This is a genomic window from Halomonas sp. LMYGS-3 (assembly GCF_059509875.1).
The window spans coordinates 1-24,255 of sequence record NZ_JCAKFQ010000024.1 but is presented as its reverse complement, the minus strand read 5'-3'; the positions used below and the strand labels follow the sequence as shown (position 1 = coordinate 24,255).

General features: G+C 63.6%; 23 protein-coding genes. 10 read left to right on the top strand and 13 right to left on the bottom strand.

Features of this window, described 5'->3' with window-relative positions:
* Positions 1 to 53: 53 nt before the first annotated feature.
* From AC5W54_RS17875 to AC5W54_RS17860, 4 genes are all read right to left on the bottom strand, one after another.
* Positions 54 to 1,148 carry a Rieske 2Fe-2S domain-containing protein gene (locus AC5W54_RS17875; RefSeq protein WP_495963448.1) on the bottom strand — a complete coding sequence of 365 codons (1,095 nt, stop codon included), beginning with the start codon at positions 1,146 to 1,148 and terminating at the stop codon, positions 54 to 56.
* A gap of 64 nt (positions 1,149 to 1,212) precedes the next feature.
* On the bottom strand, positions 1,213 to 2,241 hold the full coding sequence (locus AC5W54_RS17870; RefSeq protein ID WP_495963447.1) for a PDR/VanB family oxidoreductase: 1,029 nt from the start codon (positions 2,239 to 2,241) through the stop codon (positions 1,213 to 1,215).
* A 167-nt stretch (positions 2,242 to 2,408) separates the two neighbouring features.
* Positions 2,409 to 2,678 carry a LysR substrate-binding domain-containing protein gene (locus tag AC5W54_RS17865; protein WP_495963446.1) on the bottom strand — a complete coding sequence of 90 codons (270 nt, stop codon included), beginning with the start codon at positions 2,676 to 2,678 and terminating at the stop codon, positions 2,409 to 2,411.
* Positions 2,581 to 3,099: a LysR substrate-binding domain-containing protein gene (locus tag AC5W54_RS17860; protein WP_495963445.1), complete on the bottom strand. Its 519-nt coding sequence runs from the start codon at positions 3,097 to 3,099 to the stop codon at positions 2,581 to 2,583. Before AC5W54_RS17860 ends, AC5W54_RS17865 begins: the two co-directional genes overlap by 98 nt.
* Before the next feature lie 141 nt (positions 3,100 to 3,240).
* Here AC5W54_RS17860 and AC5W54_RS17855 point away from each other — a divergent pair, with 141 nt between their 5' ends.
* Together AC5W54_RS17855 and AC5W54_RS17850 are read left to right on the top strand one after the other, a co-directional pair.
* Positions 3,241 to 4,611, top strand: a complete 1,371-nt coding sequence (locus tag AC5W54_RS17855) for a pyridoxal-phosphate dependent enzyme (RefSeq protein ID WP_495963444.1) — start codon at positions 3,241 to 3,243, stop codon at positions 4,609 to 4,611.
* A gap of 155 nt (positions 4,612 to 4,766) precedes the next feature.
* Positions 4,767 to 5,942 carry a cystathionine gamma-synthase gene (locus AC5W54_RS17850; protein WP_495963443.1) on the top strand — a complete coding sequence of 392 codons (1,176 nt, stop codon included), beginning with the start codon at positions 4,767 to 4,769 and terminating at the stop codon, positions 5,940 to 5,942.
* 189 nt (positions 5,943 to 6,131) lie between these two features.
* Here the strand turns inward: AC5W54_RS17850 and AC5W54_RS17845 are convergent, their stop codons facing one another.
* Both AC5W54_RS17845 and AC5W54_RS17840 read right to left on the bottom strand, forming a co-directional pair.
* Positions 6,132 to 6,287 (bottom strand): hypothetical protein, encoded by a 156-nt coding sequence (locus AC5W54_RS17845; RefSeq protein WP_495963442.1) that lies wholly within the window; start codon positions 6,285 to 6,287, stop codon positions 6,132 to 6,134.
* A 30-nt stretch (positions 6,288 to 6,317) separates the two neighbouring features.
* Entirely contained in the window at positions 6,318 to 7,988 is a 1,671-nt protein-coding gene (locus AC5W54_RS17840; RefSeq protein WP_495963441.1) for a winged helix-turn-helix domain-containing tetratricopeptide repeat protein, read from the bottom strand.
* Positions 7,989 to 8,168: 180 nt separating this feature from the next.
* Between AC5W54_RS17840 and AC5W54_RS17835 the strand changes: the two genes are divergently transcribed.
* Positions 8,169 to 8,600 carry a hypothetical protein gene (locus tag AC5W54_RS17835; protein ID WP_495963440.1) on the top strand — a complete coding sequence of 144 codons (432 nt, stop codon included), beginning with the start codon at positions 8,169 to 8,171 and terminating at the stop codon, positions 8,598 to 8,600.
* Positions 8,601 to 8,912: 312 nt separating this feature from the next.
* The gene (locus tag AC5W54_RS17830) at positions 8,913 to 9,212 is read left to right on the top strand and encodes a PLP-dependent transferase (RefSeq protein ID WP_495963439.1); all 300 of its coding nucleotides are present in this window, start codon (positions 8,913 to 8,915) and stop codon (positions 9,210 to 9,212) included.
* 13 nt (positions 9,213 to 9,225) lie between these two features.
* On the opposite strand, the gene AC5W54_RS17825 is transcribed toward AC5W54_RS17830, so the two are convergent.
* Positions 9,226 to 9,468: a hypothetical protein gene (locus tag AC5W54_RS17825; protein ID WP_495963438.1), complete on the bottom strand. Its 243-nt coding sequence runs from the start codon at positions 9,466 to 9,468 to the stop codon at positions 9,226 to 9,228.
* Positions 9,469 to 9,785: 317 nt separating this feature from the next.
* The gene (locus tag AC5W54_RS17820; RefSeq protein WP_495963437.1) at positions 9,786 to 11,201 is read right to left on the bottom strand and encodes an FAD-binding oxidoreductase; all 1,416 of its coding nucleotides are present in this window, start codon (positions 11,199 to 11,201) and stop codon (positions 9,786 to 9,788) included.
* A gap of 244 nt (positions 11,202 to 11,445) precedes the next feature.
* On the opposite strand from AC5W54_RS17820, the gene AC5W54_RS17815 reads away from it, so the two are divergent.
* Positions 11,446 to 12,153, top strand: coding sequence for a winged helix-turn-helix transcriptional regulator (locus AC5W54_RS17815; RefSeq protein ID WP_495963436.1), 708 nt, complete (start codon positions 11,446 to 11,448; stop codon positions 12,151 to 12,153).
* Positions 12,154 to 12,248: 95 nt separating this feature from the next.
* Here the strand turns inward: AC5W54_RS17815 and AC5W54_RS17810 are convergent, their stop codons facing one another.
* The 4 genes from AC5W54_RS17810 to AC5W54_RS17795 form a co-directional block, all read right to left on the bottom strand.
* Positions 12,249 to 12,773 (bottom strand): hypothetical protein, encoded by a 525-nt coding sequence (locus AC5W54_RS17810; protein WP_495963435.1) that lies wholly within the window; start codon positions 12,771 to 12,773, stop codon positions 12,249 to 12,251.
* Between the two features lie 317 nt (positions 12,774 to 13,090).
* The gene (locus AC5W54_RS17805; RefSeq protein ID WP_495963434.1) at positions 13,091 to 14,467 is read right to left on the bottom strand and encodes a dihydrolipoyl dehydrogenase family protein; all 1,377 of its coding nucleotides are present in this window, start codon (positions 14,465 to 14,467) and stop codon (positions 13,091 to 13,093) included.
* Between the two features lie 180 nt (positions 14,468 to 14,647).
* Complete coding sequence (locus AC5W54_RS17800; protein ID WP_495963433.1) at positions 14,648 to 15,940, bottom strand: cation:proton antiporter; 1,293 nt, start codon at positions 15,938 to 15,940, stop codon at positions 14,648 to 14,650.
* Positions 15,941 to 15,998: 58 nt separating this feature from the next.
* A complete protein-coding gene (locus tag AC5W54_RS17795) occupies positions 15,999 to 16,220 on the bottom strand; it encodes an amphi-Trp domain-containing protein (RefSeq protein WP_282721277.1) in 222 nt (73 codons plus the stop codon).
* A 233-nt stretch (positions 16,221 to 16,453) separates the two neighbouring features.
* On the opposite strand from AC5W54_RS17795, the gene AC5W54_RS17790 reads away from it, so the two are divergent.
* Entirely contained in the window at positions 16,454 to 16,903 is a 450-nt protein-coding gene (locus AC5W54_RS17790; protein WP_495963432.1) for a YHS domain-containing (seleno)protein, read from the top strand.
* Between the two features lie 150 nt (positions 16,904 to 17,053).
* Positions 17,054 to 17,392 (top strand): hypothetical protein, encoded by a 339-nt coding sequence (locus AC5W54_RS17785; protein WP_495963431.1) that lies wholly within the window; start codon positions 17,054 to 17,056, stop codon positions 17,390 to 17,392.
* Positions 17,393 to 17,586: 194 nt separating this feature from the next.
* Here AC5W54_RS17785 and AC5W54_RS17780 read toward each other — a convergent pair whose 3' ends face one another.
* A complete protein-coding gene (locus tag AC5W54_RS17780; RefSeq protein ID WP_495963430.1) occupies positions 17,587 to 18,318 on the bottom strand; it encodes a DUF2441 domain-containing protein in 732 nt (243 codons plus the stop codon).
* 2,072 nt (positions 18,319 to 20,390) lie between these two features.
* Between AC5W54_RS17780 and AC5W54_RS17775 the strand changes: the two genes are divergently transcribed.
* From AC5W54_RS17775 to AC5W54_RS17765, 3 genes are all read left to right on the top strand, one after another.
* Positions 20,391 to 21,176: a protein-L-isoaspartate(D-aspartate) O-methyltransferase gene (locus AC5W54_RS17775; protein WP_495963429.1), complete on the top strand. Its 786-nt coding sequence runs from the start codon at positions 20,391 to 20,393 to the stop codon at positions 21,174 to 21,176.
* Positions 21,176 to 23,533, top strand: coding sequence for a hypothetical protein (locus tag AC5W54_RS17770; protein WP_495963428.1), 2,358 nt, complete (start codon positions 21,176 to 21,178; stop codon positions 23,531 to 23,533). The genes AC5W54_RS17775 and AC5W54_RS17770 overlap by 1 nt, the downstream gene beginning before the upstream one ends.
* 77 nt (positions 23,534 to 23,610) lie before the next feature.
* The gene (locus AC5W54_RS17765) at positions 23,611 to 24,066 is read left to right on the top strand and encodes an RES family NAD+ phosphorylase (RefSeq protein WP_495963427.1); all 456 of its coding nucleotides are present in this window, start codon (positions 23,611 to 23,613) and stop codon (positions 24,064 to 24,066) included.
* Positions 24,067 to 24,255: the final 189 nt, after the last annotated feature.

The window sequence follows — 24,255 nt, the reverse complement described above, 5'->3', positions numbered from 1 at the left end:
ATATTGAGGATCGCCCCGGCCAGCCTAAGCCGAGGCGTGAGTCTCAGATCTGCCTAGGCTTGCACGGTTCTGATGGTTTCTGGCTCTGGAGAACGTTCCTGCCGCTGCATCGCCATCAGGATCTGGCGAGCACGGCGCAACGCCTTGTCCGGCTTGAGGAACAGTTCCGAATAGCCGTCATCGGGGTAGGCGAACATCTTCTGCTGACGCTCCAATGCCCACTGGTCCTGTGCGACCACCTCTGGAAACATTTCCGCGACCTTGTGGGCGGTAGGTGTAGCGGGGTCACTGAGTGGGGTATGGCCCTTGCGGCAGGATACGTTCCAGCGCCACACGAGATTGCCCGCATCAACCGGCATGTGCAGGTGCAGCAATACGTAACCGCGCTCGGCGTCGGTACCCAACTGCCCCGGCGGCGCGACACGCATCTCCACGCGTGTGAGACCGGGGCTCACCATGCAGTGCGTATGCATGCGATCCACTTCGTCGTACAAGAACCACTCGCGCAGGTAGGGCGGTTGGCGGTAGTTCTCGGTCTCCCGGATCGTCTTCACATAGCTATAACCGCCGTCGACTCCTTCCTCCAGCTTGATGGGAATGGCGCTGTTCTCCTTGTCACCGATATTGCCGTCGTGCAGTGGATAGAAATGAGTGATGTCCAGCAGGTTTTCGATCAGGAGCAGATAATTCGCGGGCACGTGGAGCGGTTCCGGGGAACCCACGGCAACACGATCATCGTCAATCACCTCGGGAGTTCGTGGCGGACGCACGGTCTCGGCCTTGGAAGGATCTCCTGGCCACACCCAGACGACAGCGTCCTGCTCTTGCACGGGCACCACCCGAAGCTTGGCCTGTGGCGGTATCGGGCCATCGGGAAGGGAAGGAATGGCGACACACTGCCCGGTCGCATCGTAGCAAAGCCCATGATAGGCACACTCGACGACCCCACTCTCCAGCAACTTGCTCTCCGACAAGGGGAAGCGCTTGTGGCAGCAGCGGTCATCAAACGCCACGACCTCACCCTCTTGAGTCCGCCACATGACGATGGGTTTGTTGGCAACTTTATGGCCTTGAAGTTCTCCTGGCTTGAACTCCCAGGAAAATCCGATCGGATACCAGCAATTAGCCACATATTCGAATGCAGACATACAACACTCCTCACCAAAATTTTTGTAATTGATTCAATTCTCGACCAGCACTATCGAGTACTACTCAGAGATCCAGCACGAGACAACCACCATTCGACCTGGCGCAACAGACCATGATGTAATCCTGCCGATCCTGATCATCAAGAACCGTGTCATTATGGATGGGGCTTCCCTCCAGATAACGCGTCATGCAAGTTCCGCAATACCCTTCTTCGCATGATACATCGACAATCACGCCATTATCCTTCAGCACTTCGACAATGGTTTTTCCTGCTGCCACATGGAAGACCTCGCCCGTTCTTTCCAGCTTCACATCGAAACTCTGAGATAGGCTTTCGGATGGCTCATTGACCGCGCTCACCGTCGAGGCAGAAAAGCGCTCATAATGCACGGTCCCCGGTGCCCAGTGAGTCGCTGCCGCCTCTACGGCATCCATGAAGCCCGACGGTCCACAGTAGTAGAGATGATCACCGGTTCGGTACTGTCCCAAGATCTCTGGCAGGTCCAGGCCGGCATGAGGATCGCCCCCATCGTGGTGCAGGGTGGCCTGCCCCGCGGAGATGTACGCTTGAAGTTCTTCAATGAAGGCGGTTCTCTCTGGGGTGCGCGTACAGTAGTAGAGATGAAACGGCTCATGGCGGGAAACGGCCTCGGCCAGCATCGACATGATGGGCGTAATGCCGATTCCTCCCGCAACGAAAATGTGCCGCTTGGCATCGTCCGCTAGGGAGAAGTGGTTTCGAGGTATCGAGATGGTTACCTCGTCTCCGGGAGAGAGCCGATCATGCATGGCGATGGATCCACCACGACCATTTGCCTCTCTCAACACAGCTACTACATATCGCTGCGTATCAGAAGGAGGATTGCAGAGCGAATATTGACGAATGACACCACCGGGAAGATGGACATCGATGTGCGAGCCAGCAATGAAAGATGGGAGTTCCCCACGGTCCGGCGCGACAAACTCAAAACTCTTGATGCCCTCCGCGAGATAAATAATCGAACGCAGAATCACCTTCAGCGTCTTTTTTTCATTCCCTGCCGACTCTTTCACAGGCTCATATTCAATGATGCTGGCCTCAGACATATTCATTTCCAGGCTCCTTCGCTACTTCGTCGCCAATGGGAGCAGAGCGTCACCTGTCTCAGCGATCTTGTCTCTGGTAGGGGAAGAGTCGCCCGAGCAATGCATGAGTTCAAATGATAAATATTTGGCGATTCACATCAAATTAATTGAACAGTCGTCAGCTCCCTCCATGATCAACGCCTTAGCAGGCTATCGGGAGAGCCGAGCCCAACCCTCCACCACTCACGACTCAAGCAGGGACACCTTGAACGCCTGCCATAGCGGGCTCTGGTAACGCCCGGGGTGCCATACGAGCGAAAAGTACCAGTCAAGGCCAGGTCGCTGTCCAAACTCACCAGTTCCCCCCTATCGAGCTCGCCGCAAACGCTCAACCGCGACAGGCATCCCAGCCCGAACCCCGCTCGCACGGCCTGCTTGATGGCTTCGTGCTGATCCAGTTCCATACGCACCTGCAATCGCTCGAACATGGTGGCGAATGGCTGCCTCGAATACCGAGCGCGACCCCGAACCAGGTTCTCGCAGAATCCACTGCGCCGTCTGCAGATCCACATCCGAGACATGATGCTTGCCGGCCAGCGGATGCTGCGGCGCACAGACAGCGACCATTTCATCGTGGTGCCACACCTGGCTACGCAGCCGCGACTCGATGCACTGCCCCTCGATGAGTCCCAGGTCGGCCTCGAAGCGCTGAAGATCGGCCATGACGTCGTGGGTATTCTGCAGGCGTAGATGAAGATCGGCTTCCGGGTGCCGTTCGAGGAATCGACCGGCCAGTGGCGGCAATTGATAGGTCCCGATCGTGGCACTCGCCGAGACATGCAAGGTGCCACGCAGCGTCCCGCAAGGCTCCTGTGCCGACTCCACCAGCTACTCATGGGCAACGGCTGAGTACGAACACGACAAAGTTGGCTTGTCGATTCCCCCGAGCCCACTGGCATTCCGGACCGACACCTCCGGGCCTCCTACACTGATCCTTATAGAAGGAACCGATTACCGGAGGCCCCCATGCAACCGCTAGCCAATGCCATGGACCTCATCGGCAACACGCCGATGGTACGGGTCGCCAATCTGGACACCGGCCCCTGCGAGCTCTACCTGAAGCTGGAGAACATGAACCCCACCGGCTCGATCAAGGACCGCATCGGGCTATCGATGATCGAGGCCGCCGAGACCTCGGGCAAGCTCCAGCCCGGCGGCACCCTGGTCGAGGGCACCGCCGGCAATACCGGCCTGGCCCTGGCGCTGGTGGCGCAGCAGAAGGGCTACCGCGTGCTCCTGGTGATCCCCGACAAGATGAGCCGCGAGAAGATCTTCAACCTCAAGGCCATGGGCGCCGAGGTGGTGCTGACGCGCTCGGACGTGGCCAAGGGCCACCCCGAGTACTATCAGGACAAGGCCGCGGCCATCGCCCGGGAGACGCCCGGCGCGGTGTTCGTCAACCAGTTCGGTAACCCCGCCAATCCCCTGGCCCACGAACGGGGCACCGGCCCGGAGATCCTGCGCCAGATGCACCAGCGCCTCGACGCCGTGGTGTGCGGCGTGGGCTCGGCCGGCACCATGACCGGCCTGTCGCGCTGCTTCGCCAAGGCCGCCCCCGAGGTGGAACTGATCCTCGCCGACCCCGAGGGCTCGGTGCTGGCCGAGTACGTGCGCACCGGCCAGCTCAGCACCGAGAGCGGCAGCTGGCTGATCGAGGGGATCGGCGAGGACTTCGTACCGCCCATCGCCGATCTCTCCCGTGTGCGCCAGGCGATCACCGTGAGCGACAGGGAGAGTCTGCTGTGCGGCCGCGAACTGCTGCGCCGCGAGGGCATCCTGGGCGGCACCTCCACCGGCACCTGCCTGGCGGCGGCGCTGCGCTACTGCCGCGCCCAGACCCAGGCCAAGCGGGTGGTGACCTTCGTCTGCGACACCGGCAACAAGTACCTCTCCAAGATGTTCAACGAGCACTGGATGGAGGACCAGGGCTTCATCGAGCGCCACCACTACGGCGACCTGCGCGACCTGATCCGCCACCCCTATGCCGAGCACGACACCGTCGTGGTGGCGCCCGACGAGCCGCTGACCACCGCCTACGCGCGCATGAAGCTCTACGATGTCTCCCAACTGCCGGTCATGGAGGGCGACCGGGTGGTCGGCATCATCGACGAGTCGGACGTGCTGATGGCGGTGTACGGCCACGAGGACCATTTCACGTCGCCGGTGTCCGAGGCGATGATCACCCAGCTCCAGGAGCTCACCCCCGGCGCCAGCCTCGACGAGCTGGTGGCGGTGTTCGAGGAGGACCACGTCGCCATCGTCACCGAGGGCGACTGCTTCCATGGCCTGATCACGCGGATCGACCTGCTGAACTATCTGCGACGGCGGATCGACTAAGGTTTGTCTGAAAACTGCCTGCGCTCGCCCATACGGCGTTAAAAATCAGCTCAAAGTACTCATTTACACCCCCGTAAACTCCGCCTTTTCGCTGATTTTTGCCTTGTCTGACCATCGCTCGGCTGCTTTTCAGACGAAACCTTGAGGAGGGATGCATGAACGACGACAAGCGGAATGGACAGCATCGGCTGGCGACCCGGACCATCCACGCCGGCCAGGCGCCGGACCCCAGCACCGGGGCCATCATGACGCCGATCTACGCCACCTCCACCTATGTGCAGGCGAGCCCCGGCCACCACCAGGGCTTCGAGTACTCGCGCAGCGGCAACCCTACCCGCCTGGCACTCGAGCGCTGCCTGGCCGACCTGGAAGGCGGCACGGCGGGCTTCGCCTTCGCCTCCGGCATGGCGGCCACGGCCTGCGTACTGGAACTGCTCGACCACGGCAGCCATGTGATCGCCATGGACGACCTCTACGGCGGCTCCTACCGCCTGTTCCAGAACGTCCGCCGGCGCTCCGCCGGGCTCGATTTCAGCTACGTCGACCTGAGCCTCGAGGAGGCGCTGGACATCGCCCTGCACGACAACAGCCGCATGCTCTGGGTGGAGTCGCCCAGCAACCCGCTGCTCAAGCTCGTCGACCTGGAGCGGGTCGCCGCCTTCGCCCGCGACCACGGCCTGATCAGCGTGATGGACAACACCTTCGCCAGCCCGGTGCTGCAGCGCCCCCTGGAGCTCGGCTTCGACATCGTGGTGCACTCCACCACCAAGTACCTGGGCGGCCACTCCGATATCGTCGGTGGGGTCGCGGTGGTCGCCGACGACGAGCTCGCCGAGCGCCTGGCCTTCCTCCACAACGCCGTGGGCGGCATCGCCGGGCCCTTCGACAGCTTCCTCGCCCTGCGCGGACTCAAGACCCTGGTGCTGCGCATGCGCCAGCACTGCGAGAACGCCCGGGCGCTGGCCGCCTGGCTGGAGGCCCATCCCGCCGTGGAGCGGGTCCTCTACCCGGGGTTGGCCAGCCATCCCCAGCACGCCCTGGCCCGGCGCCAGATGAGCGACTTCGGCGGCATGCTCTCGCTGGTGGTGCGCGGCGGCGAACCGGCGGCGCGGCGCGTGCTGGAGCGCTGCCGGCTGTTCTCCCTGGCCGAGAGCCTGGGCGGGGTGGAGAGCCTGATCGAGCACCCCGGCATCATGACCCACGCCTCCGTGCCCGCCGAGACCCGCGAGCGGCTCGGCATCGAGGGCGGGCTGATCCGGCTCTCGGTGGGCATCGAAGACATCGACGACCTGATCGACGACCTCGATCAGGCCCTGGGGGGCGACGCCTGAGTTCCCGCTCGAAGCTCCCGTCCCCGTCTTGCCCAACACCGGCGTACTCTACCACCACGCCTGGGAGCACTTCCGCACGGCGGCCTGCGCCGACTGACCAGTGCCGCCGCCATGAAAACCAAAGGGCCCGCGATCTCTCGCGGGCCCTACTGGTTGGCGCCTCGATACCATTGAGGCCTCGTGGCCAATTCACCCCTTTTGCATCAGCCCGTCGCGCAGCTTCTGCATCTGCGCATAGGGCCTGCGCACCAGCACGTCGCCGATGGGCCGGCCGAACGCCTTGATCGGCGCGACCGCCGCCTCGCCCTCCTCCGGCGTGCCGCTGTAGCAGGCGAGCAGCGCCACGATCGGCGTGCCTCTTGTAAAATCACCGGATTACTGCTCAGGCATGCCGGCGAGACGGAGGCCTTCGAGGACGCGCTCAAACCCCGGGCCCATCCAGGAGTGGCTGGCGCGCAGCGTCTGGATCGTGGTTCGGTCGCTGTAAGCCAGGGCCATGGATTTTTCAAGCGCGACACGCGCCTCTGCCACGCGGCCGTTCAAGGCCAGGGCGGACGCCAAGGCAAAGTTCGCCGTTGGATCGTTGGGTGAACCGGCGATGGCTTGGTTCAGTGCGGTGATGGCTTCCGTATCCTGTCCGTTGTGCAAATAGGCGAGCCCCAGGTAGGTAAACTTCGTGGACGGCCGGAACCTCGGATTCAGGCGCAGCGAGTGTCGAAAATGCGGCAGGGCTTCGGCCGGCTTTCCCAACGCCATGGTCGTCAATCCGGCGCACACATAAGCGCAGTCGTTGTTGGGATTGAGCGCCATTGCGGTGTTGCATGAAGCCAGGCCGCGTTCCGGCTGCCCGTTCCGGGCATACCCCACACCGATCATCCAATGTCCTTCGGCGTCCTTCGGGTCGAGCGATACGGCCCGCTGTGCCGCTTCCAAAGACAGGTCTTTCGAGTTCGGCGCCGAGATGCCGGGGATGGGACGCGTGCTCGCCACGAAATGGACGAACGCCAGTCCGCTCCATGCCGAGGCGATACCGGGGTCGAGCTCCACGGCTCTGTCCAATAGCGCCTTGGCATCCTGAAAATCCTCGGCACTCTCGGGGTTGAACAGCAGCACATTGCCTCGCAATGCGTAGTCCCAGGCTTCGAGGCTTGCCGTCGGCCGTTGTCTCTGACTCTCCGCCTCTCGCAGCTCGGCCTTGAGCACTGCGGCGATCTGTCCCGTCACGTTGTCCTGCACCGAGAACACATCCGTCAAGGCACGGTCGTACCGATCCGACCAGAGGTGACTCCGGGTCTGGCCATCGATGAGCTGGGCATTGATGCGGACCTGGTCGCCGGCTCGCCGGACGCTACCTTCGAGGACGTAGCGAACCCCCAGGTCGGCGGCCACGTTCCTCACATCCACCGCCTGTCCCTTGAAGGTAAAGGAGGTGCGACGCGCGATGACAAAGGCGCCTCGGATGCGTGACAGGTCCGTAATCAGGTCTTCCGTGAAGGCGTCGGCGAAATATTCCTGGTCGGGATCACCGGAGAGATTGTCGAACGGCAGGACGACAATAGAGGGCTTGGCCGGCAGCGGCAGCACGGTTTCAGTAATCTCGCCGTCATCCAGCCACCACACGGCGCCCAGCCCCCCCAGCATGAGGACCAGGATAGCCGGACCCACCCAGACCCAGGCCCGGCGAAGGGCCGACGCCTGAGGCGCCATATCCGGAGCGTCGGCTTCGTCGTCCGCTTCGAGACAGTCAGTCTCGGCCACAAACTGAAAGCCCCGCTTGGGATAGGTCCGCAGGAACCGCTGCTGTGCGTGATCGTCGCCCAGCGCTCTGCGAACCGCGCGGATGCGCGTGTTAAGTGCCGCGTCGGAGACGACGCGCCCCTGCCAGATTTCGTCGATCAGCTCGTCCTTGGAGACGATGCGGTCCCGGTGCTCGACAAGATACTTCAGCAGGCTCAAGACCTGGGGCTCAAGCTGGACAGGTTGGCCAGAATCAAACAGTCGGGCCGCATCCGGATCGAACACAAAACTTTCGAATCGATAAATCATGCCTGACATCATAACTCATCATGAAAATTCATGAAAAAAACATCGAAATTCATACGCTCTTCAAGCGGCACACTCTCCTCCAGAATATCCTTAACTCTAGCCATGGACTGCGGGGACCTGAACGGTTGTTCCATCCCTTGGCTTCAGACTGTTTGCAACGAACTGAAGGGAGATGCGCTCATGAACATCAAGATGTCTTTGATCGGAATACCGGCTTTCATCGTGCTGGCAAGCACTGCGTTCAACGTGGCAGCGGGAACCGACATGGAGGAGGCGCTTAGCAACGGCGCCCAGCAACTCACCGCAGACGAAATTACCGAGCGCGTGGCCGGCCAGACAGTGACGTACCGTCTTGCGGACAAGAAGGAAGTCCAGGTCCACTATGGTGCCGAGAACGCTGCGTCCGGCAGGATGGTTGGCGGCGGCTGGTCCGATACCGGCTATTACGGCATCACGAACGACGATCGCATTTGCATCTCGTGGAGCGAGTCGGACGAGGGCCGGCTGCGGTGCTTCAGCATTCTTGTCGTTGACGACGTCATCAAGAAATTCCATCCGAACGGCAGCTTTGCCATGGAGGCCGTGGAATTCGAGGGCGGCAATCTCCTCTGAGTGTTCGCCTGCCTCGGCTTCTCTTCAGCAGGCTGTCTCAAGACAGCCTGTTATTTTGTATCTGGCCGTCACGGTCACGCAATCAACGGCTTGACGATTGCAGACCGTAATAACTTTATGACCGATGGCTGGCTTCAGGACACAACCACGCTACCGCCATCGGGGTTCGCGACATGCGGTGCCGGTGTCCGGGGCAGCAGCCCCTCCGCCGCCTGGCGGCGGCAAGGCGCATAGTGCAGATACGCGCTCTTACACTCCCAGCCTAATCAAACTTCCCACGGCTTGCGTAGGCTGAAGACCCTGGTGTTGCGCATGCGCCAGCACTGCAAGAACGCCCGGGCGCTGGCCGCCTGGCTGGAGGCCCACCCCGCCGTGGAGCGGGTCATCTATCCGGGACTGACCAGCCACCCCCAGCACGCCCTGGCCCGGCGCCAGATGAGCGACTTCGGCGGCATGCTCTCGCTGGTGGTATGCGGCGGCGAACCGGCGGCGCGGCGCGTGCTGGTGCACTGCCGGCTGTTCTCCCTGGCCGAGAGCCTGGGCGGGGTGGAGAGCCTGATCGCCGACCTCGATCAGGCCCTGGGGGGCGACGGCGTGGCACAGGCCGATTGAGTCGGCTGGGTCGTCACAGGATCGCTGCGCGACTCGTGGCCCGGCTCATGCCATCAACGGTCCTGTGAGTGAGCTCCAGCCGGCGCCGGGCCTCGGCCAGCGTGCGGGTCTTGCCACTCCACGGCAGACGCTCGCCTGCGTGGTGGATGTGGTACTCGACCTGGGGTCGCCCCTCATCGTCCAGGACCTCGTAGCGGTGGATCTCGTCGCCGAATTCGTTGCGCCACCAGTCGGCGGGGATCTGGGTCCAGTGCATGGCGATTACCTCCCCAGGCGCCGCAGCGCCAGGATGCTGCAGTTCACGACAGCGCGCTTGCGCTCGGCTTGCTCGGCGAGCGTCACGCGGCCCACAGCACCTTGCTCCGCAGCGCCTCATCGACTGGTGGCGAGGGAGGAAGGAGCCGAGACTGCAGAATAACCACCCTGCCGTCATCCCAAAGGCAAGAACAGCCGACGATTTCCCGGCCATATCCGGGATTGGTCCGGGCGCGGTCACCGCAGCATCGACCCCGCCCAGACGGTTGCGTTGCCGCTCGCGCCGCTCCGAGATGAACGCCTTGCCGACGTCCTCACTCAGCCGGGGGCGATGTTGCGATTGACGCGGAAGCGGTTGTCCGGATCCCAGCGGCGCTTGATCTCGGCGAGCCGCCGCAGGGCCGGGCCGAGGGCCGCCTCGATGCGCTCCGGGCCTTCGTCCTCGGTCAGGAAGTTGATGTAGGTGCCGCCGGTGGAGAAGGCCTTCAGGTCGTGCCAGGCCTCGCGGGCCCAGGCGATGTTCGCCGCGTCGTCCTCCGGTGGCTCCCAGGCGCCGCCCACGTTGAACACGTAGCGCGCATCGCGGTTGCCCACCGCCGAGTGGTCGTCGTCGAACCGGTTCAGGGCGCCGCCGAGCTGGAAGAGGATCACCGCCGAGTGCGGCGAGCGGATGCGCTCGGCATGCGCGATGACCTTGTCGCACAGCGCGGGCTCGATGCCCGGCAGGTATTCGCTCTTCCAGTAGTAGCGCCGCCCCTTGGGCTGGGTGGCGTCGAGCAGCTTCTGCATCTGCGCATAGGGCCTGCGCACCAGCACGTCGCCGATGGGCCGGCCGAACGCCTTGATCGGCGCGACCACCGCCTCGCCCTCCTCCGGCTCGCCGCTGTAGCAGGCGAGCAACGCCACGATCGGCTTGCCATGGTATTCCTTGGGCAACCAGGGCGCCGGCGGTGCCGGCCGCAGCAAGGCGACCAGGGTCAGCTCGGGCGGGGCCTGCTCGGCCAGGCGGCGATAGAGCTCGAGCACCGCCGGCGCCTCGCTGGCGGGCCAGGCCACCACGCCCCCCACCACCTCCGGGCCGACGGGGTACAGCTGGTAGTCGAAGCCGGTCACCACGCCGAAGTTGCCGCCGCCGCCGCACAGGCCCCAGAACAGGTCGGCATGCTCGTCGGCACTGGCATGCACCAGCTGGCCGTCGGGGGTCACCACCTCCATCCCCAGCACATTGTCGGTGGTATAGCCCCAGCGCCGGCTCAGGTAGCCGAAGCCGCCCCCCAGGGTGAGCCCGGCGATGCCGGTGGTGGAGATGAAGCCGAGCACGGTGGCCAGGCCGTGCACCTGGGTCTCGCGGTCCACATCACCGAGCACACACCCCGCCTGGGCATGGGCCACCCGACGTTCGCGGTCGACCCAGACGCCGCGCATCAACGAGAGGTCGAGCATCAGCGCGCCGTCGGCTAGCGCCAGGCCCGCGATGTTGTGGCCGCCCCCCTTGATGCAGAGCAGCAGGTCGTGCTCACGGGCGAAGCGCACGCCCGCCATCACGTCGGCGACGCCCAGGCAGCGCACCACCACCGCCGGCCGCCGGTCGATCATGGCGTTCCACAGGTGGCGCGAGGCCTCGTAGTCCGGGTCATCCGGCGTCAACAGCGGCCCCTGCAGTTGCATCTTCAAACCGGCCAGCATGTCTGGCGTCAATTCGATCTCGGTACCCTTGAGTGTTGTCGCTCTCATGGTCAGGGCTCCTGTCATCACCAAGGTTCGAGGGATGCGCCGCCTCCGCTCCGCGTCCGCACCGAGGCCGGCCACGCCCGGGGTTCGGTGTGGCGGCCATGGCTCGGCACCACGCCGCGCGGCGCGTGGAGGAAGGAGGTCACACGGCTAAACTTAGTAGAGCCGCCGGTGGGCCGGGAATTCACGATCTGTACCGCATCGGACGACGCCGCAGACGCCCCGCCACCACGAGGAGGGTCCATCGATGACGGATTGGGGATACAAGCAGTTCTGCCCCGTGGCCATGGCCTCGGAGGTGCTGGGCTCCCGCTGGACCATTCTGGTCATCCGTGAGCTCCTGTGTGGCAGCCACCGCTTCAATGACCTGCGCCGCGGGCTGCCCCATATCTCGCCGGCCCTGCTGTCCAAGCGGCTGCGCGAACTGGAAGGGTTGGGGGTGGTGAGCCGCCGGCGCGACCCCGCGAGCGGCAGCCCACTCTACCAACTGACCGAGGCCGGCGAAGCGCTGCGCCCGGTGATCATGGCGATGGGCTGCTGGGGGCAGCACTGGCTGGAAGGGCAGCTCTCCATGAAGAACCTCGACCCCTCGCTGCTGATGTGGGACATGCGCCGCAATCTCAATCCCGAGCCCCTGCCGCCCCGCCGGGTCACGATTCAGATTCTGTACCACGATGTAACGCCCGGCCGGGCCAAGTGGTGGCTGGTCATCGACAAGTCGGGCGCGGACGGCGTTGTCGACCTCTGCATGAAGGATCCCGGCCACGATGTCGATCTCTATGCGGTCAGCGACCTGCGCACCATGACCGCCATCTGGATGGGGCTGATGACCGTGGCGGAGGCGCTCGCCGGCGGCAAGCTCCAGTTGACCGGGTCACGCCAGCTGCAGGCCAGCATGCAGCGCTGGCTGGGACTGAGCGTCTTTGCCGGCGAGCCCAAGCGGGTCAGCGCCTGAGCATCACGGTTCTCGGCGCGAGCCCCGCAGTGGAGTTATTGGCGGAGTAAAAGGGGTACGTCCCCAATTACTCCAATTACTCCAGAATGACCGGGCTATTCCTCTGCGGCCGACAGCATCTCGCCTGCCAGCACGAAGACACGATCGGTCTGTGACGGAAATTCGACATGTAACGTCCCCGCGCCATTGAGCCCCCCGAACTGGCCGGTACCGCCAACGACCTCCCACAAGCCACTGTTGAGCAACGATGGCTTGCCCTCGGGGCCAGGAACGAATACGGCACGTAATAGCCACTTGACGTAGGCGATGTCGCCTTCCCCCGCGGTGAATACCAGATAGCCGTTGGCGTCGCCTCCCACGCCGGGCAAGATGTCATGCAAGCCGTATTCCGCCACAGTGGTGCCATCGAGTGGTCCACTGCCGATCGCTTCGCCCTCCCGATTGAGTAGCTGGACAAATCTCTTGCTTCCATCGGCAAAGTCGAGGCGTACCTCCTCCTTGGGCATCACCGTGGCTTCGATCTTGACCGGTTCCGCACTCGCCACGGAAAGCGTGGCCCCGATCCCCGCCACCAGCACGATGGCCTTCATCAAATCCCGAGTCACGCGAGGTTGTCGCATGGTCTTGTCCCCTTATTGAAAACACATTTATTGAAAAGACATAGGCAAAAGACTCGTAAAAACAAGATTAGGTGACTTTGGGACAAACATCCCCACATTTAAGCAGGCAATTCATTCATACATGTATACCTGCAGACACTACCTGATATTCCTCATGAAACAGCATTGAGAAATCACAGACCCTGTGACCAGGGTATGGCACAACGCTCACCTCATAATGAGATTACGCAGGTCATGCGGCTTGGGCTCGCCTCACCATGGCATCGGCTTTTTCCGGTTCATCGCACCTTGCCGGGAAACGCGGCGCCGACCGGCGGCTACGCCGTAGCGTCGAACACCTGCTTGACCAACTCGGCGAGCGTCGGGTGAACGTGGATGCTGTCGCGCACCCGTTGCGCCTCGGCCCCCGGGGTGTTCATGGCGACCACCACCTCGTGAATCAGGTCGGCTGCCTGGGGCCCGATCAGATGGAAGCCCAGGATCCGATCGCTGCCCTTCTCGACCAGCAGTTTCGCAAAGCCCGGCGGTGAACCGACGATCTTGCCCTTGGCGAAATCGGCGTAATCCTTCCGGGCGACCACGTAATCGAGGCCCTGGTCGCGGCAGGCGCGCTCGGTCAGCCCAACCGAGCCGATCTGCGGACTACTGAACACCGCATGCGGGTTGGCGGTGTAGTCGACGGCAAGGGAGGCACCGTGGGCGTTGCGGTAGGCAAGCTCACCTTCGTAGCTCGAGGTGTGCTTGAACATCCCCTGCCCGATGACGTCGCCATAGGCATAGATGTCGGGGTGCGTGGTCCGAAGCCCGTCGTCGACCACCACGAAGCCCCGGTCGTCGAGTTCGACCTCCGTCTCCTCCAGCGCGAGGCGATCGGTGTTGGGACGCCGACCGGTGGCCAGCAGGAGCCGATCGCCGAGCACGGTACGTTCGCCGTCGTCGGTGGCGACGACCAGGCCGCATTGCCCGTCGCGCACCAGCGCCCGGCGTGCCTCGGCTTGCAGCACCAGCTCCACCCGCTTGGCGAGCTCCTGCGTGAACAGCGCCCGCACGTCGTCGTCTTCGGCCAGCAGGCATTCGGAGTGGTCGATCACCGTGACGCGGGTGCCCAGGGCGGAGAAGAAGTGGGCGAACTCGCAGCCGATGTACCCGCCGCCGAGGATGATCAGGTGCTCGGGCTGCTCGGTGAGGTCGAAGATGACGGACTCGTTGGTGAGGAACCCGCTCTCCGCCAGCCCGGGGATCGGCGGGATCGCGGGTCGCGCACCCGCCGCGATGAAGATCCGCTCGCCGGTCAGCCGGCGCCCGTCCTCCATCTCGATCAGCTTGTCGCCCACGAAATGCCCCCGGCCATAGTAGGGGGTGAAGGCGCTCTCCACCCAGCGGCGCACGGCAGCGGCGTCGTTCTCGCGCCGCCGACGGACCGTGTCGAGAACGGCCGGGAAGTCGACGCAAACCGACGACTGATCCAGGTGGATACCGAAGTCCCCGGCGAGCCGGATCGTCTGCATCACCTCGGCGGCCTGAATCAGGCCCTTCGTCGGGATGCAGCCGCGGTTCACGCAGGTGCCGCCGAGCTGGTCGGGACGGTCATCGACCAGCGCGACCGACTTGCCGTCCTGCTGAGCGTAATAGGCGGCCGTGAGTCCGGAACCGCCGCCGATGCAGACCACGTCGTAGCGCTCGATCGCCGCCATGGTTCCTCCCCGCTTTACTGCGCGGCGCGAGCTCTCCCTGTACCGCGCTCGATGTCATTCGGCCGGCCCTGTCGAGGTCGGCGACCGGGTGCTTCTCTGCGAGTGTAGTCCACTCCCTGCCCGCCACAGGGAGCGCGAACCAGGGTGCCAGGAGCCGGTCGCGACAAGGTGACGTCACAGCTACTCCCGAGGCTTACGCGAACGCCAGAAACGCGCAATAGTGGGCTTCACGCTGACCCCGTGAACCAGAATCGACAAGGCGACCACCACCAGGATCAGGTGGATCAATTCCAGCGCGACGTCCTCTGGCAGCCCGTGCTGGATGGCGTACATCAGATAGTACAGCGAGCCAATACCACGAACGCCAAACCAGCCCACCAGGTGGCGCATACGCATGGGTGCTCGGCTTCCCAGCACGCCGAGGTGCACGCTGACGGGGCGGGCGACAAAAAACACAAACGCCGCGAAACCCACGGCTCGCCAACTCCAGGAATCCCAGAAGAGCGAGCCACCGATCAGTAAGACCAGCACGATTTCTGCCAGCCGTTCGAGGTGCTCGTTGAACTCCAGAGAGCTTTCGCTCACGTGCTCGTGCGTAGTGGCTTGCGGCTCACCCTCCAGAGGTGTCTCGACAGGTACCGAGTAACCCTGTTCGAGGCCAGCCAGTTTCAATTCGGTATGGCGCAAAGCCACCGCAGCACTGAAAACGGCCAAGAAGCCCCAGGCATCCACCAACAGGCTGATTCCGTAGGCGAACGCGATCAGCCCCAGGCCGAGGAAGCTTTCCAGGAAGGCCGTGCCCACAAAGCTGGTGCGTATCTTGTGCACCAGCCAACCGACACCAACGCCCGCCAGGCTACCGATGCCGACACCGGCACCGCTTGCCCACAACACATCCACTGCCAGCCACCGCCAACCGGCGTCGCCAAGATCGTGCAGACCCAGCAATCCCAGACCGAGCATCACGAACGGGAAGGCGCTGCCGTCGTTCATCCCGGCCTCGCAGGTCAATGCAAAACGTAGTTCGTCAGGATCATCAGCATGACGAACCTGAACCTCGGTCGCCAGTACAGGGTCAGTCGGTGCGACCACGGCACCCAGCAACACGGCGGCCCCGAGGGGCAAAGCGAGCCAGTAGTAACCGAATAGCGTCACTAATCCGACGGTAAGCGCCATCGAAACCACCGCCAGTTGCAAGGGAGTTCGCCATCGCTTCAGGGTCACCGGCGCCGGCATTTTTACGCCGGCGCAATACAATGAAATAAGCACGGCGATTTCGGTCAGAAACTCCAACAAAGCCGACTCTTCCAGCGGATTGAAATGAAACAGCTCAAAGCCCATGGGCCCCACGACGAATCCGATAAGAAGATAGACGATGGCCGAGGTGGCGGGCACGCTCTTGAGATAGGAGAAGGTAAAGCCCACTACCAGCAGCAGCGAACCGATCAAGATAAACCAGGTAGCGGTTGTCATGGATGACTCGTCAAGTGTGTACTCATTCGCTCAGTCGCACGCGACCCGAGTCAAGCCTTCAGCGTTTCCATTTGAGCTGGAACTCTATCTCCTCCTCATCATCCGAGCGTTCGTGTTCGATGGTGAATTCGGCTCGGACGGGCACATAGATGCGCTCGCCCGCAATCTGTATCTCGAAACGTTCCCCCTTCTCGATGGCATCTGCCAGGCGCCGTAGCTTGGCCACGAAGTCGGCCTTCGGGTAACCCTTCTCCACGTCCCGCTCTGCCTTGGACCCCATATCTGCTCTCCTCGCTGACCTGGGCCCGATGCACCACCAGGCTCGAGTCCAGTCTAGCAGGTAAGTCTCCCCTTCCCCCGCCGGCCCGCGTGATCACCGGGCCAGCCGGTCACGCCGTGGCGTCGACAGGGGCTCGGCGCCGCCGGGCACGCGGAGGGAACAACATCGCCTGTAAGGCGGGGGGCCATTTCTCGACAGTACCCTCGTGAGGACGGGTCGCGAGGAGGCGAACCATGAAGCGTACAGGTTGGTGGATGGCAGTTGCCCTGATGATCGGCCTGGCCTGGTCCATGGGGGCGCTCGCCGAGGGGCGCATCTTTACCCGCGATGGCCTGGCCATCGGCGGCACGGACCCGGTGGCTTACTTCACCCAGGGTCAGCCGGTACAGGGCTCGCCCGACTATCAGCTGGAGTGGCGCGATGCCACCTGGCAGTTCGCGTCGGCCGAGCATCGCGACCGGTTCCAGGCGGACCCCGAGGCCTATGCGCCCCAGTACGGCGGCTGGTGCGCCTGGGCGGCGGCACGCGGTGAGGCCGCCTCGACCATCCCCGAGGCGTGGAAGATCGTCGACGGCAAGCTCTACCTGAACTTCAGCAGGTGGATCCAGTGGCGCTGGGAAAGGAACATTCCCGACTACATCGCCGCAGCCGATGAGCACTGGCCGGATATCTTCCAGCAGTGATCCCCGACGAGTCGGGCCGCGCCCGGAGTGGAGCGGGTGCGCGGTTGGCGTGCATTTTTCAATTGAGCTCGCCGCCCTGCCTCAGGCAGGATGGAGGCAGGGAGAGCACACAAGGACGGATGAGCCACGGCATACCGCTGGAGGAGCCATATGCAACCGCTGAGCTATTACTACTACAACGTGCTGGAAGGCCTCGAAAAACCGTGCGATGTGCCGACGATCCACCTACAGGAGGGCTACGACATCCTGTACCGACATGGCGGGCGCATCGAAATGGACCTGATGCGCAAGGCCGAGGACGGCGACGCCAAGGGCGAGCCCTACCACTGGTACGAAGCCCTCGATGACGAGCAGCGGGCGAAATTGCACAAGGCCCTGGATAACGGCGACCCCGCCAAGATCCTCAAGATCATGCAGCGCAACGGCTATGCCGGTGTGCTGTATCATCACGCCTGGGAGCATTTCCGGGAGGAACCGGGAGCCGCCTAGGTAGCACCGCCGCCCCAACCGAAAGGGCCCGCGATCTCGCGGGCCCTTTGGCATGTTGGGGGGTACGCATCGAGGCGAGCGATGACCTGATCGCCGACTCAGCCATTCTGTAACATCCGGAAAGATGGATACGTCCCCTAATCACTCCAATACAGCCCGGCATCACAGGGCCTTGTTGTCCGGTCTCTGAATGGTCAACCCTCTACCAGAGGACCAATCCTCACCTGTCCTTGCAGAAGCACCTCATTGATTGGATCGCTGGAGCGTTCCTGGGCCCAGTAGCTCATGACTTGGTAGATAGCCATAGTCAGGTTTGACTGAGCCGTGATGTCATCAAGAATGGTCATGTCTGCATGGAATACATCGCAGCCACTCGCATCCAATTCACAGATTACCTTGTCAGATGAAATCCCGCCATTGTGTTTCTCTTCGTACTTCAGGACATCATCAACACTCGATGATGCGAAAAAGGATTCAAGCCGGCTTGGGCAACTCGGAAACTTCGCGTCTCGTGTCAGCTCATAGAGCGTTTCCCAGAAGTATGCGTTGCTTGTGCTTGTTCCGATGATGGTGGGCGCCGCCAGAGAAAAGTCCTTGATCATCAGGAGAAGCTCTGACGGAAGCACGACTCCCTCGCCGTTGGAGCCTTTTATGTCCTCAATTTCGATAACCTTAGGGCAGCTATCAGGGTCCGCAAGCAATGACCAGAGCGGGGTGGACTCATCCCCAGACTGAAACTGCTGAGCTATCAATACCAGCGGCTCAAACACCATGCGAGTCCTCTGAGATAACTCCATAATCAACTGATACAACTGTCTATCACTCTCGGTGATCTCTTTGAATCTATCCCGGTAGCGGACCACTCGGGTGTCTATTATCCGGCCCTGCTCGTAGTTGTAGCGCCGCATCGACTTGTACAGCTTCATCCCCTACCCCATCCTCTTCAGCTACATTAACGTGATACCGTTCCCCCTCCCCTAGAATTCAACCTCCACGCTGTCGTATCAGAGCTGTGTCCCGATAGCTGCACGGGGTCTCGGCTTTCCAGGTGTTGTACAGGTCAGCCTTGACCTTCAGTTGCAATGCTGTGGCAAACACTTCGCCAGTAAACCCCCCATCTCTTCTCCAGCTTTTCATCTATTCCTGCACAACTCATGACAACCGGCGTCATGAAATACAGCAGATAAGCAGCAGTATTCCATGACGCCCAGGCTTTCCACCCTAGTTACACGTCACCTGTTATCCAGCAACCGATTACTCCACCCTCCGGATAGGAATCACATAGCTTGTTGGATACTCCCGATGCTTGTCTGTAATGGCGTCAGTGATGCCAAAGTCAATGAACACTGCGCTAGCTACGATCTTGGCACCCACAGTGCTAGGTATTGACCCGAATGCCTCTCGACCATCCGACGACCTGCAGTTGTACCTCAACGGATCGTCTGACCTGCGTACGGAATAGGTCGATGGAATCGACGCCGCCCAAGCCCCACGCTTGTTCTGCAATTGGCATTGTCCGTTCGAACCGTCACTAAACGACAGGGCAACGGGTGTCATGGCATCATTCGTGATCGTTGCACAGCCCATGGTGCCGATTGCGAGTAGTACAGGAATCATCATTCTCATTATGTCTTCCCCGGTACGGTTTTTAATTGAACCCTTGCTTAATGTGCATTACTCTTAACTATGATTTCCTGAAATCTCCTCTTCATGAATCACCGTGATTGGAAAGCAGGCACTAACGCTTGAATACACGTGCTTGCCGCATTTCCCGAGACGTCCCTGGGATCGCCCCCCGTCAGTCGCGAGCTGAAGCCCCAACAATTCGATGCAGCCAACGCTGGCTACTTGAGCCATATGCCGCCCTTCAATCGCGCAGCAGAGCTGCTCTCCTATATAAACCGCTGCACGGCCAAGCGCCGCTCGCAATTTTTGTGCAGGCACGCTGCCGCCGGGAGTTACCGGTCACCGGCCCTACCTTACCTGGCGTTCGCAGGCCGCCAGCACTTCCACATGGATAACGTTGGAATCCAATCGGAAACATACAGTAACACTCAGCTTACTAAAGAAGGCTTCGGCGTGCGTAGTCGAATCTTGAGAAAAAGGTCGTAGGGAGCTGGCACCTTTGGTAGGCGCCGCCGCTCAGGGCTTGAGGGGCTCCTCGCCGTTGATGCGCCGGCGCAACCACGCGAATTCGTAGTAGATCAGCCGGCGCGGCCCATGCCGTGCTCCCCACACACGCCTGGCCTCAGGTAACTGCCGCCGCTCCTTCCGATGAGCTCCTATCACGCACCGAGCGTGGCTAGGTCCTCGACTCCCCCTCCCTTCAGCACCTGTGCCGGGGTGCCGGCAAGTGATGAACCGTCCGTCCTCGGTGACCGCCGCTCCAGCAACCCAGCATGGCCTCCGTCGAGCAGAGCCAGAAGTAGCTGCTCATGGCGAGCGGCCACCAGGTAAACGACAAGATTGGCGGTGGAACGACGTGATGGCGACGAACCCGCTCGACCGGGAATCGAATGATCTTGGCCATGGAGCTGACCCTCCGTGCTGCGCTGGTTTCCCAGGAGCCGCTCGCGTTTGGCCTTTCGCTTCCGCTTCAATCGGTCAAGCCCGAGGGCTCTCTGTTACTGCCTCTTTCGCTGCCACCGGAACACGTCTCCCTGATCGGTAACAGGGCATCATGAGCACTTGATGCGGTTTCCGGCACGGCCGCAGGGGGCGCGCCATCTCATCCTGAGCAGTTGACCCCCTCTTTCCCCAACAAAAAACAAACACTAATATACACTTGCTTACATTTTAGGTTACACGAAGGAAGCAGGAATCGCGTAAGCACCATTGGGTATAAAAACAAGGCAAATCATGTCAAGAGGAAAGAATAGCCATATAGCAGGAACAACAGTCGAGCCTCACGGCTCTTCCTGCCCCTAACTGGCAACGTAGTTGTCGTCGTCGATCGTGGCCTATCCTTTGAATCCGGGAGCCGCAAGGGGAGCCGGCGATGGGCCAGGCATCTTCGCAAGCCGGCTGGATTCGTGCCGCGCTGCTGGCGGCCCTGGTGGCCTGTGTGCCGGCTGCCGCGCAGGAGGTCAGGGTGCTCCTGCAGGCGTCGCCTCCGGAGCAGGCCCCGCCCCGTCCGGATTTCGGCGACGATGAGTTCGTCGAGCTCAGGGCGGCGATGGTCCGCGACCAGATCGAGCACCGCGGGGTGGCCGACGAGGCCGTGCTCGCGGCCATGCGGCGCGTGCCCCGCCACCGCTTCGCGCCGAGGGTGTCGGCACGCAGCGCCTATGAGGATCAGCCTCAGCCGATCGGCCACGGCCAGACGATCTCCCAGCCCTACACCGTCGCCTACATGACCGAGCGGCTGGCACTGGGCGCCGAGGATCGCGTGCTGGAGGTCGGCACGGGCTCCGGCTACCAGGCGGCGATCCTGGCCGAGCTCGTCGCCGAGGTGGTCACGATCGAGATCATCCGCGAGTTGGCCGACAGCGCCGCCGAACGTCTCCAGCGGATGGGCTATCGCAATATCACCGTGCTGCACGGCGACGGTTACCACGGCCACGCGGCACGCGCGCCGTTCGATGCCATCGTCGTCACGGCCGCGGCCTCCCACACCCCTCCGCCGCTGGTGGCCCAGCTGCGTCCCGGCGGGCGCATGGTGATCCCGGTGGGACGCGCCGGCTGGATGCAGAACCTGCTGCTGGTGGAGAAGGATGCCGGCGGTGAGGTGAGCACCCGCAACCTGGCGTCGGTGCGTTTCGTACCGCTGACCGGTGACCACTGATGGCGGGGCGAGCGACCCCGGGGCGACTCGACCTGGTGGCCGTGGCCGGCGTCTCCGCGGCGTTGCTGGCCCTGGAAGTCCTGCTGCTGCGGCTGTTCGAGTTCAGCCACTGGTACCACTTCGCCGGCTTGGCCATTGCCCTGGCGTTGCTGGGCCTGGGGACGGCGGGCACCACCCTGGCCCTGGCCGGGCGCCACCCCTTCAGCCGCGGCGATGGCTGGTTTCTCACCGGGCTGGGGGTGACCGGCGCCGGCTTCCTGCTGCTGCTGCTGGTGCAGTCGCGGGTCACGCTGCGCCCGGTGTTCGCCGGGTGGGACCTGGGCGAGCTGGCGCGGCTGCTGCTGGTGGACCTTGCCGCCTTCGTGCCCTTCTACGGGGCCGGCCTGGCGATCGGCCAGGTGTTCCTGCGCTGGCCCGAGCGCACCCGGGCCCTCTATGCGGCCAATCTGCTCGGCAGCGGCATCGGCAGCCTGGGAGCGGCGCTACTGCTGGCGACCGTGCCGGTGGCCAAGGCGCTGGCGGTGGTCGCCGTGCTGCTGTTCGCCCTGGGGAGCGTATTCGGCTGGGTGCGCGGGCAGCGGGTGGCGGGAGCGGCCTGTGTGCTGGGCCTGGCGCTGGCCGTGATGGCCGCCGTGCGTCCGCCGGAACCCGCCGTCTCGGATTTCAAGGCCCTGTCGCGGCTAGGCGAGCTGCCTGGGGTGGAGACCCTGGCCGTCCACCCCGGCCTGCCGGGTCGGCTGACCCTGTTGCGGGCCGATAGCCTGCGCTACGCGCCGGGCCTGAGCCTGGGCTGGACCGAGAGCGTGCCGTCGGTGGACGTGGCGGTGATCGGCAGCGATCGGGAGGTGCCCCTGGTGCGCCGATGGCCGGTCGAGGCGGCGCACCTGCGCGCCTCGCTGGCCGGGCTGCCCCGGCAATTGCGCCCCCACGGCCAGCTACTGGTGCTGGGCAGCGGCGCCTGGCAGACCCCGGTCGCCGCCGGCGGCCGGGCGGTCACCTGGGTGGAAGCCGACGGTCGTCTTCTCGATATCGCCCGGGCGCGTGGCGCGAGCGAGGCCGGGATCACCCTGGTCGAGGACGGCGCCTGGCGGCATCTGGTCACCGCCCCGGACGGCCCCTATTCGCTCATCGCCTTCGACGCGGCCTGGGAGGAAGGCGACGCCGCCGCCGAGGACTATGTCCTCACGGTGGCCGGGCTGGCGCTCGCCCTGGCGCGGCTGGAGGCCGACGGCCTGCTCGCCATCCCGCTGCCGCTCGACGACCCGCCCCGCTATTACCCCCGCGTGATGGCCACCCTGGAGCGAGCCCTGGATCGGCACGGCGCGGCAGCGCCGGGCGACCACGTGGCCGTGCTGCGTGGCTTGCAGGCGTCGCTGATCCTGGCCTCGCCGCAGGCCCTGGCCGAGGCGGACATCGCCATCCTGCGGGACTTCGCCGAGCGCTGGCGCTTCGACCTCGCCTGGTTGCCCGGGCTGGCCCGCGAGCAGGCCAATCGGTATCACCGGCTGGACTCCCCCGTGTTCCACGACATCGCCCGCGCCTTGTTCGAGCGACGCCCGCTGCCGCCGGCGACGCGCCTGTTCCATGCCGCGCCGGCCGAACTCGACCGCCCTTACCCGTGGCGCTCCCTGGCCTGGGGCGAGACGCCGCGGCTGGTCCGCGAATTGGGCGGACGCGGCTGGAGCTATCTCGACTGGACCCTGATCCTGTCGGTGGTGGCCACCGGGGTCGTCGCCGTGCTGGCGTTCCTGCTGGTCCTGGTGCCGCTGGGGCGGTTACCGGCCATCCAGCGGCCCTTCGGCCGGCTCTCGGTTGCCGGGTATTTCACCGCGCTCGGCCTGGGCTACATCGTCGTGGAGCTGGTGGTCTTCCAGCGCTTGATCCTGTACCTGGGGGAGCCGGTACTAGCCGCGGCGCTGGTCTTCGCCACCTTCCTGATCGGTTCCGGTATCGGTAGCGCCATGACACCGACAGACGCCAGCCGCGCCAGCCTGCGGCGGATCTATCTCGCCGTGGCCATGGGTCTGGCGCTGGCCCTGGTGCCGTTTTTGGCCGTGCAGGCCCTGAGTACCCCGCCCTTGGCGTGGCGCGTGGCGCTGCTGGTCGTCTTGCTGCTGCCCCTGGCCTGGGCCATGGGCCGCCCCTTCCCCTGGGCGCTCCGCCAACTCGCCGGGCAGGCACGCTGGATTCCCTGGGCATGGGGCATCAACGGCTTCACCTCGGTGCTGGGGGCGTCGCTGGCGCCGCTGCTCTCCATCCATATCGGCCAGAGCGCGGCCCTGGCGGCCGGGGCCGCCTGTTACGTGGTGGCCTTCGCCATCGCCAGGCGCTGGCTGGTGCGGTCGAAGCGAGCCTAGGCTGCAGAGCGAGGCCGGCAACCTCAATTAGTCCGACCGAGGAGATCCCCTTCGGCAACCCCGGGTGCGCCTGTGCGGTGGCACCGCTCACCCATGGGAACCTCGATGGCTCGCGCTTCAGTGACGGTAGCTTCGGCGTCCTGTACCTGGGGGACACCATGGACACGGCCCTGGCTGAGGTCCGGCACCACCAGGAGACCTACTGGCGCCATGTCCCCAAGCTGAGCTTCGAGCGCTTCGTGTTCCGCGGCCTGGCGTGTGATTTTGGGGAAGCCGGTATGGTGGATGGCCTGGCGATCCCAAGGGAAGATCCGATCTACTCGCCGGCGGACTACAGCGCTTCCCGCCAGTTGGGGCTGGCGCTCAAGGAGGAGGGAGCACCGGGACTGCGCTACCCCTCCGTACGCGCTCCCGGGGCGACCTGCTGGGGCCTCATGACCCCGAGGCCAGTCATGGCCATCATGCAAACCGCCCACTACGAGATGATCTGGAGCGGCAGCATCGTCTCCGTCAACCGAGTGTCACCGACCTGACGAATCAGCATGTCGAGGGTGTTTTGGCGGTGCACTGCCAGCGTCGGGAGGCCCTGGGGGGGCAGACCCGAATGGCACTTACTTAAGGCGCTGACCGACGCATAATCGGTTGATTTACAAGAAAACGGACGATGGAATACGGTATTGTGCAAGTCGCGAAACCACACACAAACCGCAAACCCATCGCCC